The following is a 12,071-nucleotide window of genomic DNA, read 5'->3' as shown; positions in this document are numbered from 1 at the left end:
CCCTGGATCACTGCGACAGGCGCGGGCCGAACAGCACGATGCTGGCGCCGAGCACGCACAAAGCCACCCCCAGCCAGTCGCTCCATAGCGGCCGCGAGCGCTCGACGAAAGCCAGCCAGAACAGCGACGCGGCGACGTAGATGCCGCCATAGGCGGCATAGGCGCGGCCGGCGTAGCTGGCCTCCACGCGGGTCAGCAACAAGGCGAACAGGCTCAGGCTGAGCAGGCCGGGCAGCACCCACAGGGCGCTCTTGCCCAGCCGCAACCAGAGATAGAAGGCGTAGCAGCCGGCGATCTCGCAGAACGCCGCGAGAACGAACCAGAGGTAGTTGATCACCGCCGCCCGCCCTCCCGCTCCCACGCGCAGCGGACCTGCAGGTCGCTCTCCTGGGGGGTGTGGAAACCGCGCTCGGACTCCCAGCGGAAGGTATGGCTGCCGTTCACTTCGGTTTCCAGGTGGACCACCGCGCTGGCCCAGTACAAGCGACGGAGCAGGGCCTCGAACTGCTCGACCCAGAGATTCCACTCGTATTCGATGGCCTGGTAGCTGGCGCCGAAATGGATGATCTGGGTCTGGTACAGCCCGGCGCCGGACTGCTCGCAGCGGCTGAACATCTCGCGGCCGAGGAACGGCCAGGCCTCGCCGCCCGGCAGGCTGTCCAGCACGCGGCGGTTGGCGGCACGGCGCATGCGCCGCTCCATCGAATCGCCCGGCCAGTCGCGGATGCAGCCATAGACGATGGATTCAGACTCCACAGGGGTACTCCAGAACAGAACGGACTCGCAGAGGCAGCCTTCTAGCACAGGGCGCGAGGCCGGAAAAGCAAAAAGCCTCGCAAATGAGCGAGGCTTCTTGTGGGGTCCAACGTACTTCGGCAGGCAGGCCGGTGACCCAAGCTACTCGATCGCACCGCCCTGGGCAAGCACTATCGGAAACGCACCGCGATGGTGCAAGGCCGTGTCCCGCCTGGCCTGCAAGGTACTCCCGCTCAGGCCTGGCGCTGCCGCTTGGCGTGCATCTTGCCGGCCATCACGGTCATCTCGTCGTAGATCGCCTGGGGGTTCTGCTGCTTGATCTTCCAGGCCACCCGCGCCTGCTCGTGGGGCAGGATCAGGAAGCTGCCCCTGGCCACTTCGGCGTGGATGTAGTCGGCGATGTCGGCGGCGCTGATCGGTGAACTCTCCAGCAGCTTGCCGACCTGGTGCTTCATCTCGGGACTCGGGCCATGGAAAGAGTCCAGCAGGTTGGTCTGGAAGAACGACGGACAGACCACATGGACGCCGACCTCGACCAGCGCCAGTTCCACCAGCAGGCTTTCCGACAACGCCACCACTCCGGCCTTGGCCACGTTATAGTTGCTCATCGCCGGGCCCTGCATCAGCGCCGCCATCGAGGCGATGTTGACGATCCTGCCCTTGCTCCGCTCCAGCAGCGGCAGGAAGGCCTTGCAGCCCTTGACCACGCCCATCAGGTTGATCGCGATCTGCCAGTCCCAGTCCTCCAGGGACAGTTCGCCGAAGAAGCCACCGGAGGCAACCCCGGCATTATTGACGATGACATCGATGCCGCCGAGCTTCTCTTCGCAGCTCTGCGCCAGCGCGGTCAGCTGGCTGTAGTCGCGCACGTCGCAGCGCTGGGTGAATCCGTCGCCACCGGCCTCGCGCACCAGCTTCAGTGTTTCCGCCAGGCCGGCTTCGTTGACGTCGGCCAGCGCCAGGCGCCAGCCGTCACGCGCCCAGCGCAGGGCGATTTCGCGCCCCAGCCCGGAGCCGGCACCGGTGATCATCATGCGGTTTTGCATAGGGTCCTGCCTTCCTGTTCGTGTGATGAAGGCCAGTGTAACCAAGGGCTCCAGCGGCCTCCGGCTAAATCAGGAAGCTGAATGCCTCGGGCAAACCCGGACGGGGCGGACAGGGATCAGGCAAGCAGCAGCGCGCAGAGCTTGCCGAGCACCAGGGCGATTCCGCAGGCCACCAGCAGGTAGGAGGCGCCATCGAGACGCCGACGGTACAGCTGGGCGAAGGAGCCGACATGCCGTTGCAGGACGAACATTCCCAGCGCCACCAGGATCGCCGGCAGGAGGAAGACGAATTGCCAGAAGTGCTCGGCCGCCAGGGCGCGCTCCCCCTTCCCGCCCAGCAACAGCGCGCCGCCCAGCAACTGGCCCAGCAGCAGCAGGCCGCCGATGCCAATACAGGCACGTCCCCAACCGATCATCAGTCCCTCCCCGAATGATTCCGAGGAACGAGCATAGCCAGATGCCGCCATGGGATCTGTGCCCTGGGTCAAGGACAGCGCCGCGCGTCGCAGCGGCCCGGCGATTCCATGACGCAGGTATCGGCGCAAGACCGGGCCCCGCCCGCCATGCGGGGCCCGGGCGGGTTCAGAACACGTACTGCAGGCGCATCACCACGCCATCGCCGCTGTCATCGCCGTTGGCATTGCTGACCTTGTCGGTCTTCGCCTTGACGTAGTTGGCGGAGACCTTCACCGACTCGTTGGCATACCAGTTGACGCCCAGGGTGTGGGTCTTGCCCTTGGCGTCACCGACTTCACGGGTGGCGCGGTCGACCACGATGTTGTCGTCCTCGACCTTGATCGAGTCGTAGCGGTAGAACAGCTCCCAGGCACCGATTTCCTTGTTCTCCGGCTTGATGGAGTCGAACTTGGCGCCGTCCAGCTTGTAGATGCGCGGCTCGCCGGTGAGGGTATAGGCCAGTTGCGCGTAGTAGCCGGAAGCCTTGAGGTCCTCGCGGTTCTGCTCGGCCTTGACCGTGCGCCGCAGGTACTCGGCCTGGGCCGAGAAGGCGCCCAGCGCCCAGGCGCCTTCCAGGCCCCAGACCGAATCGTCCTTCCACAACCCTTCGAGCGCCGGGTTGCCACCGAACAGGCCGCGGTTGCCGTTGCTGCCGGCATCGTTGCCGCCATTGGTGGAAACGCCGCGCATGCCCATCCGCGGACGGATGCGGGTGTCCACCGCGCTGTCCTTCAGGTCGCGGTAGGCGTATTGCAGGCCCAGGTGCACGACGTTGCCCGACTCGTGCAGCGGCGCGAACACGCCCCGCAGGTTGTAGCGCTTGACGCTGTCGCCATCGGTGTCGTTGTTGTTCTCGCTGAACACGCTGCCCGAAAGGAAGGCCGTCCCGCCCACCACGGAGCTGGCCTGGAGGCCGGTGCCGACGTTGTCGTTGACCCACTCGGCGATCTCGTAGGTCAGGTTGCGCTCCATGGCGGTGACCCACTTGGAACTGGTGGCCTTTTCCAGGCCGAAGTCGGTGTAGAAGCGGCCGAATTTCAGGTTCAGCGGATTGAAGCCGGTGTAGGTGATCGAAGCTTCGTCGAAGTAACCGGCACTGTCGTTGCCGACGTTGCGCGACAGGTCGTAGTTGATCTGGTATTTCCAGTCCTTGTACGCGGTGCCGCCGAACTCGAGGTAGGCGCGGCGGAAATAGGCGGCGTCGGCGGTATTGCCGTTGTTCGTGTAGTAGCCGTCGAAGCGGCCGTAGTCGGCCTGCAGGCGGCCGCCGAGCTTGAAGCTGAATTCCTTGTCGGTGGTGGCGACTTCCAGCCCGCCCTTGGTCTTGATCACGATATCGGCGCCATCGGTGGTCACTGTCCCGGCCAGGCTCTGCGCGGAAATCGCCAGGCCCAGCAAACTCCAGGCAACACTGCTCCCCACCCCTTTGCACGAGTGTCTGCGAATCATCAGGTAAGTCCCCTGTTCGGATTTCGAATGGTCTTGAGCAGCGCGGAAGCGGCCGGGATCGTCCCGCGCCGGCGCTGCTGGAGGGGGATCATCTGGACAGGTTGTGACAGCGAGACTGCAAAGCGCGAAAGCTTTTGTGACAGGCAGCCGGAGAGCACCCGGCCGAGACTGCCAGGCAGCGATGCGGGCCTAGTGGCATCAGGCCTGCGCGATAGATGTAACCACTTGTTTCCTTTATTGCGGCAACCTTGCGAAGATTGCCGAACTGCAAGGAAAAACGAACTTTCCTACCGTTTGGAAACGGCCTCACGCAGTTTCCTACCAGACCGCCGGGTCACCAAAGAAAGACCCGATTGCAGCGGCCAACATCGCCGCAACCGGGTAAGGAACCGATTAAAAAGACCTCGCCGGAGCGAGGCCGAAAACAGGAGCGGATCGTTGTCGTTTCTTAGAACACGTACTGCAGGCGGGTCACGAAGCCGTCACCATCATCGTCGCCATTGGCGTTGGTGATCTTGTCGGTCTTCGCCTTGACGTAGGCGGCGCTGATCTTCACCGCGTCGTTGACGTACCAGTTCACGCCCAGGTTGTGCGCCTTGGCCTTGGTGTCGCCGACTTCGCGGGTGGCGGTGTCGGCGACCACGTTGTCGTCTTCCACCTTGATGTTGTCGTAGCGGTAGAACAGTTCCCAGGCGCCGATTTCCTTGTTTTCCGGCTTGATGGAGTCGAACTTGGCACCTTCCAGCTTGTACTGGCGGGACTCGCCGGTGAGGGTGTAGGCCAGTTGCGCGTAGTAGCCCTTGGCCTTGATGTCCTTGTAGCCGTTGTCGTCGGCCTTCAGCTTGCGCGCCAGGTACTCGGCCTGGGCCGAGAACGGGCCCATCGCCCAGGCGCCTTCCAGGCCCCAGACGCTGTCGTCCTTGTAGGAGCCGGCCGGCGAGTTGGAGACGCCGCCGAAAGTCGCGCGGTTGCCGTTGTCGCCGGCGTCGTTGCCGCCGCTGGTGGCGATGCCGCGCATGCCCAGGCGCGGACGGATGCGCGAATCGAAGGCGGTGTCGTCGAGGTCGCGGTAGGCATAGTTCACACCGACGTGGAGGACATTGCCGGTTTCGTGCATCGGCGCGAATACGCCGCGGAAGTTGAACTGCTTGACGCTGTCGCCGTCGCGGTCGTCGGCATCCTTGGCGGACACGCCGGCGGACAGGTAGGCCATGTCGGCGAGGGTCGAGTTGACCTGGGCACCCATGCCGTCCTGGTGGGTGTTGATCCAGTCGGCCAGTTCGTAGGCGGCATTACGCTCGGGCGCGGTCACCCACTTGGAGCTGGTGGCCTTTTCCAGGCCGAAGTCGGGGTCGAAACGACCGAACTTCAGGTTGACCGGGTTGAAGCCGGTATAGGTGACCGAGGCTTCGTCGAAGTAACCGTTGTCGGAGCTGCCGGTGTTGTGCGACAGGTCGAAGTTGACCTGGTATTTCCAGTCCTTGTACGCGGTGCCGCCGATTTCGATGAAGGCGCGACGGAAGTAGGCCGCGTCGGCGGTATTGCCGTTCTTGGTATAGAAGCCGTCGAAGCGGCTGTAGTCGGCCTGCAGGCGGCCGCCCAGCTTGAAGCTGAATTCCTTGTCGGTGGTGGCGACTTCGAGGCCGCCCTTGGTCTTGATCACGATATCGGCGCCGTCGGTGGTCACGGTGCCGGCGAACGCCTGGGCAGATACGGCCAGAGCCAGAGCGCTGGCAACGAAGCCGAGCGAGTGCTTACGGATCATCGAAGATTTCCCCTTAATGGTGTGTGCATTGGCAACACGCGAGTGCCTGGCTTCAGCGCGCCCCTTGTTTCGCGCTGGCCGGAAGGCGGCCCCGTTGTGTTGGGGGGAATCTTGGCGAGGGCAGATTGCAGCCAAATTGCATGAAGATAAATGTTTCATTACAGAGGAACTTTTTATCTCCAATGCGAATAACGCGAAAAGCCCGCTACAGCGGGCTTTACAGGGTTATTCGATATGGGTGGAAAGCTCAGCGCAATTTTCTTGCAATCCAGAAGTCAGCCGACAGCCACTTGCCGGCGCCACCGAAGAACAGCGCCAGCAGCATCGCCAGGTAGGTCGCGGCGAACTCGATGCCGTTGTTGACGATGGCGAAGCCGCCGCTGGAGGTCAGCCACTCGTAGTTGCCATGCTCGCGGAGGATCTCCCGGGCCCGCGCCAGCTTCTCGCCGGCTTCCAGCACCCGGGCATTGGCGAACGGCGCCGCGGGATCGGCGATCGCCTGCCAGCCGTTCGGCCAGTGCACGGCGAAGATCGCCACCAGCATGGTCACCATCAGCGGCAGGCTGATCCAGCGCACCGCCAGGCCGCAGAGCAGCAGCACGGCGCCGCCGGCCTCGCTCAGCGCGGCGAGCCAGGCCAGCAGCTCGGGAAACGGCAGGCCAAGCCCCCAGTCGGGATTGCCGAACCACTCGATGGTCGCCGGCATGTCCGCCAGCTTCTGACTGCCGGCCATCCAGAACACCGGCGCCAGGTACAGGCGCAGCGCCAGGGGGGCGAGGAAATCCAGCCCACGGGTAGCGTCGAGGGCATGCTGCAAACGCAGGAACACGGTCTTCATCATCACTCCAGGGCGCCCTCGCCGAGGAGGATGCCCAGCGCGCGCCAGTCCTCCAGCAAGGCGAAGGCATTTTCGAAATACTGCGCGTCGGGCTCCAGGCCGCTGTTTTCGGCCAGCTCGCGCAACAATGGCAACAGCGTGCCGGGAGCCTCGCCCGCCTCGCTCAGGCGAAGGGCGAGGCAATAGGCGAACGGCGACAACTGCAGGAAGCGCACCTGCTCCGCCGGATCGCGCCAGACCAGCAGGCAGGTCGGCTCGGCCGCCGGCTGCGCGGGTCGATGCTCCGGTCCCAGGCGGTGTACGGGCCAGCGATAGGCCAACGGCCAGGCCAGCGGCGACCAGGACCAGGCCTGCGTCGGCATCCCGGCGGGCGCCTCGGCCAGCAACAGGGCCAGCTCGACCCATTCGTAGTGCGCCAGTTCGAGCAGGAAGGGCGGATCGCCGTCCTCCGCCCGGTAGCCGTCCTGCAACCAGGCGAGGAACTCCTCGCCCAGTTCGCCGAAGTACGGCGTACGGCAGCGGTGTTCGCGCAGGAAGGCACGCACCAGGCGCTCCCAGCGCGGCGCCGGAAACAGGCTGTGGAGTACCGGGAAGCCGTTGCGGACGAAGCTCTCCAGGTTGTTGAAGAACAGTTCCTCGTAGATCGCCATGCGTTCCGCCGCGACACCGGGCGGCAGGCTCGCCTGCGGATCGCGGATGCGCGCGGCGAACCCGCGTTGCAACGTGACATCGCTCATGTGCCATACCCCAGGCTGCGCAGTTGCAGTTCGTCGCTGCGCCGCTGCAGCTCGCGAATGCGCTGCGTTTCGGCATACAACTCGGCCAGCGGCGGGAAGTTGAAATCGCGCTCCAGCAGCGTCGGACGCTCGCCGTGGCAGGCGTAGGCATGCGCCAGCAGGTCCCACACCGGATCGCAGACCGGCGCGCCATGGGTATCGATCTTCAGGCTGGCGCCCTGTTCGTCGTGCCCGGCCATGTGCAGGTAGGCAATCCTCCGGCTGGGCATCGCGGCGATGTAGGCATGGGCATCGAGGCCGAAGTTGCAGGCGTTGACGTAGACGTTGTTGACGTCCAGCAGCAGTTGGCAATCGGCCTCTTCCAGCACCGCGCGGACGAAATCGACTTCTTCCATCTCCCCCGGCAAGCGCGCGTAGGCCGAGACGTTCTCGATGATCAGCGGGCGCTCGAGCACGTCCTGGACCACCCGGACCCGCTCGGCGACCCGGCGTACCGACTCGTCGCTGAACGGCAGCGGCATCAGGTCGTAGAGCTGGCCGTCGTCGGCGCAGGCCGAGAGGTGCTCGCTGTAGGCGCGGATGCCGTGCTGCCCGATGAAAGCCTTGATCGCGCGCAGCAACGACATGTCCAGCGGGGCGTAGCCGCCCAGGTTGAGAGACAGACCATGGCAGAGGAACGGCAGGCGCTCGGTCAGTTCGCGGAACTGGCGGCCGAGACGGCCGCCGATGCCGATCCAGTTCTCCGGGGCGACTTCGAGGAAGTCGACCCGGCCCTCGGCGCTGGCGCCGAGCGGCTCCAGCAGCGCGCGACGCAGGCCAAGCCCGGCGCCGCTGACGAATACCTCTTGCATGGTCCGTCTCCTCAGGACTTACGACTTTTTCTTGTCGGCGCCACAGCTGCCTTCGCCGGCCTTCTTCTCGCCACCACAAGTCCCTTCCTTGGCCTTGCGATCCGCGCCGCAGCTACCTTCATGGCCCGCCTTGGAGGCTTCGCGCTTGCCCTTGTCGGCGCCGCACTTGGCCTCGCCGCAGGAACCTTCCTTGGTCTTCTCGGCCGCCGCCACGCTGTAGCCGGTACTCAGCTCCTGAACGGCGAAGGGATTCTGCGCGGCATGCGCGGCGACACTGGCCACGCCGAGCAGAGCGGCGCCGACGACGGAGGAAGCGAGGGAAATCTTTTTCATGGGGTAACTCCTGAGTTTCGGTAACGGGAGCCGGTATGGCGTCCTCGCCCCAATGGACGGGGCACCCGCGGCGGCGTTACAACGGCGTCGAAAAAAATTTTTCGGCCCTTTACCTGGAGACAGGGTTTACCCCTACTGGAGAAAATATCGGGCGGCGATATTCGCCAGGTCCCGGGCGCTCTCCGCGACTTCGGATACCCATTCCCGCTGGCGGAAGAGAGAGCCGCCCACGCCAGGCCGGGTTCCGTTCGCCCAGGCCGGATACCGGAAACGAAAAAGCCGCCACCCGCGATTCACGGGCGGCGGCTTTTTCCTTGGCGGCCGGGCTCAGCGCCGCGCGGCGTCCTTGCGCAGTTCGACGAGGTGCGCGGCCAGCCTGTCGAGTTCCGGGCTCTGTCCTTCGGGCAGGCGGCGCACGGTCGCCTGGGTCAGGCGCATCTGCCGGATGAAGCGCCGGCAATGCCGACACATGAGCAGATGGCTACGTACCGCCAGTCGTCCACGGAAGTCCAGTTGCCCATCGAGAAAGTCGCTGGACCGGGCGACCAGTTCCTTGCAACTCAGCATTGACCGGTTTCCTCGAAATGCTCCAGGGTGGCGAAGACTTTCAGCCGGGCGCGATGCAACAGCACCCTGACATTGGACAGCGTGATGTCCAGCAGATCACGGATTTCATCCAGCTCCAAGCCCTGGCGTTCACGCAGGGTCAGCACGCTGCGCTGCAATTCGGACAGGCTGTTGAGGGTCTTTTCCAGGCAGTCGCGCAGCTCGCCTTCGGTGAGCAGGGCGTCCGGCGAGTCCTCGTGCCAGGCATGCGGCGGCTGGCTCCAGTGTCCGTCGGCGGCGAAGCGCCGCTCGTCCACCGTACCATGCGGGCCCGGCAGGTCGTCGAGAAAAACCTCCCGGCGCACCTGGCGCAAGCGACTCTTGGCGGTATTCGCGGTGATGGTCAGCAGCCAGGTCTTCAGGCTCGAGCGCCCCTGGAAACCGTCCAGGCCGCGCACCGCCGCGAGCCAGGCATCCTGCACCACCTCCTCGGTGTGCGATTTGCCGATGATCGCCCAGGCCACGGCCCGCATGGCGCCCTGGTAGGCGCCGACCAGCTCGCGGAAGGCTCGCTGCTCGCCGGCCAGCAGGCGCGGCAGCAACTCGGCGTCGGTAGGTGCCGCCACGATCAGTGTTTACGCAGGATCACGCTACCGATCGAGTAGCCGGCGCCGAACGAGCTGAGCACCCCGATGGCGCCGCTGGGCAGGTCGTCCTGGTGCAGGTGCAGGGCGATCACCGAACCGGCGGAACTGGTGTTCGCGTAGCTGTCGAGGATCACCGGCGCCTCGTGCGCCTCGGCGTCGCGACCGAGCAGCTTGCGAGTGATCAGCAGGTTCATGTTGAGGTTGGCCTGGTGCAGCCAGAAGCGCTTGACCTCGGCGACCGCGATGTCGTTGGCCGCCAGGTGCTCGCCGATCAGTTCGGCGACCATCGGGCAGACGTCCTTGAACACCTTGCGGCCTTCCTGGACGAACAGCTTGTCGCGCTTGCCGATACCGCTTTCGTCGGCGCGGTTGAGGAAGCCGAAATTGTTGCGGATGTTATTGGAGAACTGGGTCAGCAGCCGGGTGCTGACGATGTCGAACTGGTGCTTCGACACGGCCAGGTCGGCGCGCTCGACGATCACCGCGGTGCAGGCATCGCCGAAGATGAAGTGGCTGTCGCGATCGCGGAAGTTCAGGTGGCCGGTGCAGATTTCCGGATTGACCATCAGGATCGCCCGCGCCTGGCCGGTCTGGATCGCGGTGGTGGCGGCCTGGATGCCGAAGGTCGCCGAGGAGCAGGCCACGTTCATGTCGTAGCCGTAGCCCTGGATACCCAGCGCGGCCTGCACTTCCACGGCGATCGCCGGGTAGGCGCGTTGCAGGTTGGAACAGGCGACGATCACCCCGTCGATATCGGCCGCGCTGCGACCGGCGCGCTGCAGCGCTTCGCGGGCGGCGGCCACGGCCATCTCGCAGAGGATCGACCATTCGTCGTTGCTGCGCTCGGGCAGGTGCGGAACCATGCGCTGCGGATCGAGGATGCCTTCCTTGTTCATCACGAAGCGGCTCTTGATGCCGGACGCCTTCTCGATGAAGGCCGAGCTGGACTCGGCCAGCGCTTCCAGCTCGCCCTTGGCGATGGCTTCGGCATGCTGGTCGTTGTACTGGCGCACGAAGGTATTGAAGCTCTCCACCAGTTCGTCGTTGGAGATGCTGTAGGGCGGGGTATAAAGACCGGTTCCACTGATGACGGCTTTATGCACAGTCGTTCCTCTTCTTTCGCTGGGCCGCCGTCGAACGGGGCCGATGTAGGCATGTCGGTGCCCGCCGGGGGCCGGCACCGGAAACGGGTTCGCTCGTGACGATACCGGGCGCTCCAGGAAAGGACGCTGGCGGCGCGCTTTCGTACAGGGTCCGGTGCCGTCGACCACCGTTGCGCAGTGTGCCACCGCCTCGCTTCGGCCAGCGCGCGCACCGCTCAGTGGTATCGATGGCGCTAAGGATATTCCAGAGCGCGCGCCGGGCACAGCCGATAGGCGCACGATCGGCTTATTTTCCTCGTTTTCGCCGCCGGTATCCGTATCGAACTGTAAAGACGACGCAACCAGGCCATCTTCCGGTCACAGCAGGCTGGCAGCTTCCCACCTCAGCCAGCGATTGAATTTGCCAACCCGGCCCATAGGCAATGCTCAAGAGCCCGCCGCGGCCAGGCCACCTATCATTGGGCAGACCCGGAATTCACAAGGAAGCCATCCCATGACCGACAGCCCGCGCCCAGAACTGGATATGGAAACCCAGGCGTTCGTCCATCAGCTCTTCGACCTGGCCCGCCAAGGCAACAGCCAGCGCCTCGGCCAGTTGCTGCAACAGGGCCTGCCGCCGAATCTGCGCAACCACAAGGGCGACAGCCTGCTGATGCTGGCCAGCTACCACGGCCATGCCGACACGGTACGCCTGCTGCTGGCCTACAAGGCCGACCCGGACCTGCGCAACCTGGCCGGGCAGACGCCGCTGGCCGGCGCGGCGTTCAAGGGTGACCTGGCGATGGTCGAACTGCTTCTCGCCGGTGGCGCCGACGTCGAGGGCGCCTCGGCCGATGGCAAGACAGCGCTGATGATGGCCGCCATGTTCAACCGGGTGGAAGTCGCCGCCAGTCTGCTGGCCCACGGCGCCCGGCGCGACGCCCGGGACGCCGCCGGCCTGACGCCGCTGGCGGCGGCGCGGATGATGAACGCCGAAGCCACGCTCGCCCTGCTCAGCCGCCCGCACTGAGTCTCAGTTCCTCCAGCACCTCGGCCAGGTCGACGACCTGGCCGAAATGGTGCCGCCACAGGCGCACGCCCAGCTCGCCCGAGCGATCCAGCGAGGAACCGACCACCAGGTCGCCAATCAGGGTCGGCCGCAGGCCGGCGTCGAACAGGGCGAAGCCGGCGGCCAGCACGCAGGTGTCGGCCTGGATGCCGCAGACCAGCACCCGCTCCGCTTGCAGCCCGCGCAGATGATCGAGCATTTCCGCCGTCGGCAGGTAGCCGTGCTTGACGAACACCCGTTCGGCCGCCACCAGGCAGGCGTCGTCGAGCGGCGGCCGCCAGCCGAGCTGGCGCTGGAACGGCGTGCGTGCTTCGTCGTGGAGCTCGACGCTGGCCAGCGAAGGCATGTGTCCGAGCAACCGGCCAATCCCATCCAGCAGCCAGTGCGGCGGGGCGAAGCAGGGTTGCACGTCGACGATAAGCAGGGCCTGGCGCATCGCTGGCTACCTCCGCAAGAACAGGCCAGGCATTCCGGCGCGCCGCGCCCGGTCCCCCGC

At 65.5% G+C, this 12,071-nt stretch carries 15 protein-coding genes; 1 reads left to right on the top strand and 14 read right to left on the bottom strand.

Annotated elements, in window-relative coordinates; translation table 11 throughout:
* Window positions 1–7 precede the first annotated feature (7 nt).
* From PSPA7_RS08825 to PSPA7_RS08765, 13 genes are all read right to left on the bottom strand, one after another.
* Window positions 8–337 carry a YnfA family protein gene (locus PSPA7_RS08825; protein WP_012074948.1) on the bottom strand — a complete coding sequence of 110 codons (330 nt, stop codon included), beginning with the start codon at window positions 335–337 and terminating at the stop codon, window positions 8–10.
* The gene (locus PSPA7_RS08820; RefSeq protein WP_003156546.1) at window positions 334–756 is read right to left on the bottom strand and encodes a hypothetical protein; all 423 of its coding nucleotides are present in this window, start codon (window positions 754–756) and stop codon (window positions 334–336) included. Before PSPA7_RS08820 ends, PSPA7_RS08825 begins: the two co-directional genes overlap by 4 nt.
* Before the next feature lie 233 nt (window positions 757–989).
* Window positions 990–1,802 (bottom strand): SDR family oxidoreductase, encoded by an 813-nt coding sequence (locus PSPA7_RS08815; protein WP_012074947.1) that lies wholly within the window; start codon window positions 1,800–1,802, stop codon window positions 990–992.
* A 116-nt stretch (window positions 1,803–1,918) separates the two neighbouring features.
* Window positions 1,919–2,218 carry a hypothetical protein gene (locus tag PSPA7_RS08810; RefSeq protein ID WP_012074946.1) on the bottom strand — a complete coding sequence of 100 codons (300 nt, stop codon included), beginning with the start codon at window positions 2,216–2,218 and terminating at the stop codon, window positions 1,919–1,921.
* Window positions 2,219–2,384: 166 nt separating this feature from the next.
* Window positions 2,385–3,707: an outer membrane porin OprP gene (oprP, locus tag PSPA7_RS08805; RefSeq protein WP_023443253.1), complete on the bottom strand. Its 1,323-nt coding sequence runs from the start codon at window positions 3,705–3,707 to the stop codon at window positions 2,385–2,387.
* A gap of 448 nt (window positions 3,708–4,155) precedes the next feature.
* A complete protein-coding gene (gene oprO / locus PSPA7_RS08800) occupies window positions 4,156–5,472 on the bottom strand; it encodes an outer membrane porin OprO (RefSeq protein WP_003156540.1) in 1,317 nt (438 codons plus the stop codon).
* A gap of 247 nt (window positions 5,473–5,719) precedes the next feature.
* On the bottom strand, window positions 5,720–6,310 hold the full coding sequence (locus PSPA7_RS08795) for an HvfX family Cu-binding RiPP maturation protein (RefSeq protein ID WP_003156539.1): 591 nt from the start codon (window positions 6,308–6,310) through the stop codon (window positions 5,720–5,722).
* A gap of 2 nt (window positions 6,311–6,312) precedes the next feature.
* Window positions 6,313–7,047: an HvfC family RiPP maturation protein gene (locus PSPA7_RS08790; protein WP_041025307.1), complete on the bottom strand. Its 735-nt coding sequence runs from the start codon at window positions 7,045–7,047 to the stop codon at window positions 6,313–6,315.
* The gene (locus PSPA7_RS08785; RefSeq protein WP_012074943.1) at window positions 7,044–7,898 is read right to left on the bottom strand and encodes an HvfB family MNIO-type RiPP peptide maturase; all 855 of its coding nucleotides are present in this window, start codon (window positions 7,896–7,898) and stop codon (window positions 7,044–7,046) included. The genes PSPA7_RS08790 and PSPA7_RS08785 overlap by 4 nt, the downstream gene beginning before the upstream one ends.
* Before the next feature lie 18 nt (window positions 7,899–7,916).
* Window positions 7,917–8,231, bottom strand: coding sequence for an HvfA family oxazolone/thioamide-modified RiPP metallophore (locus tag PSPA7_RS08780; RefSeq protein WP_003156537.1), 315 nt, complete (start codon window positions 8,229–8,231; stop codon window positions 7,917–7,919).
* Window positions 8,232–8,558: 327 nt separating this feature from the next.
* Window positions 8,559–8,798 carry an anti-sigma factor family protein gene (locus PSPA7_RS08775; protein WP_012074942.1) on the bottom strand — a complete coding sequence of 80 codons (240 nt, stop codon included), beginning with the start codon at window positions 8,796–8,798 and terminating at the stop codon, window positions 8,559–8,561.
* Window positions 8,792–9,403: an RNA polymerase sigma factor gene (locus PSPA7_RS08770; protein ID WP_003156535.1), complete on the bottom strand. Its 612-nt coding sequence runs from the start codon at window positions 9,401–9,403 to the stop codon at window positions 8,792–8,794. The genes PSPA7_RS08775 and PSPA7_RS08770 overlap by 7 nt, the downstream gene beginning before the upstream one ends.
* A 2-nt stretch (window positions 9,404–9,405) precedes the next feature.
* Window positions 9,406–10,527, bottom strand: a complete 1,122-nt coding sequence (locus PSPA7_RS08765) for a beta-ketoacyl-ACP synthase III (RefSeq protein ID WP_003156534.1) — start codon at window positions 10,525–10,527, stop codon at window positions 9,406–9,408.
* Between the two features lie 493 nt (window positions 10,528–11,020).
* Between PSPA7_RS08765 and PSPA7_RS08760 the strand changes: the two genes are divergently transcribed.
* Window positions 11,021–11,536: an ankyrin repeat domain-containing protein gene (locus tag PSPA7_RS08760; RefSeq protein ID WP_012074941.1), complete on the top strand. Its 516-nt coding sequence runs from the start codon at window positions 11,021–11,023 to the stop codon at window positions 11,534–11,536.
* On the opposite strand, the gene PSPA7_RS08755 is transcribed toward PSPA7_RS08760, so the two are convergent.
* Window positions 11,520–12,011 carry a cysteine hydrolase family protein gene (locus PSPA7_RS08755; protein ID WP_012074940.1) on the bottom strand — a complete coding sequence of 164 codons (492 nt, stop codon included), beginning with the start codon at window positions 12,009–12,011 and terminating at the stop codon, window positions 11,520–11,522. The genes PSPA7_RS08760 and PSPA7_RS08755 overlap by 17 nt on opposite strands.
* Between the last annotated feature and the right edge of the window lie 60 nt (window positions 12,012–12,071).

This window comes from Pseudomonas paraeruginosa PA7 (genome assembly GCF_000017205.1).
In the GTDB taxonomy this organism is placed as follows: domain Bacteria; phylum Pseudomonadota; class Gammaproteobacteria; order Pseudomonadales; family Pseudomonadaceae; genus Pseudomonas; species Pseudomonas paraeruginosa.
This window is presented reverse-complemented; position numbering and strand designations above follow the sequence as displayed.

Excerpts from the sequence above, each read along its gene's own strand:
- PSPA7_RS08815 (WP_012074947.1), bottom strand. The coding sequence starts at position 1,802 with ATGCAAAACCGCATGATGATCACCGGTGCCGGCTCCGGGCTGGGGCGC.
- PSPA7_RS08810 (WP_012074946.1), bottom strand. The coding sequence starts at position 2,218 with ATGATCGGTTGGGGACGTGCCTGTATTGGCATCGGCGGCCTGCTGCTG.
- oprP (WP_023443253.1), bottom strand. The coding sequence starts at position 3,707 with ATGATTCGCAGACACTCGTGCAAAGGGGTGGGGAGCAGTGTTGCCTGG.
- oprO (WP_003156540.1), bottom strand. The coding sequence starts at position 5,472 with ATGATCCGTAAGCACTCGCTCGGCTTCGTTGCCAGCGCTCTGGCTCTG.
- PSPA7_RS08795 (WP_003156539.1), bottom strand. The coding sequence starts at position 6,310 with ATGAAGACCGTGTTCCTGCGTTTGCAGCATGCCCTCGACGCTACCCGT.
- PSPA7_RS08790 (WP_041025307.1), bottom strand. The coding sequence starts at position 7,047 with ATGAGCGATGTCACGTTGCAACGCGGGTTCGCCGCGCGCATCCGCGAT.
- PSPA7_RS08785 (WP_012074943.1), bottom strand. The coding sequence starts at position 7,898 with ATGCAAGAGGTATTCGTCAGCGGCGCCGGGCTTGGCCTGCGTCGCGCG.
- PSPA7_RS08780 (WP_003156537.1), bottom strand. The coding sequence starts at position 8,231 with ATGAAAAAGATTTCCCTCGCTTCCTCCGTCGTCGGCGCCGCTCTGCTC.
- PSPA7_RS08775 (WP_012074942.1), bottom strand. The coding sequence starts at position 8,798 with ATGCTGAGTTGCAAGGAACTGGTCGCCCGGTCCAGCGACTTTCTCGAT.
- PSPA7_RS08760 (WP_012074941.1), top strand. The coding sequence starts at position 11,021 with ATGACCGACAGCCCGCGCCCAGAACTGGATATGGAAACCCAGGCGTTC.
- PSPA7_RS08755 (WP_012074940.1), bottom strand. The coding sequence starts at position 12,011 with ATGCGCCAGGCCCTGCTTATCGTCGACGTGCAACCCTGCTTCGCCCCG.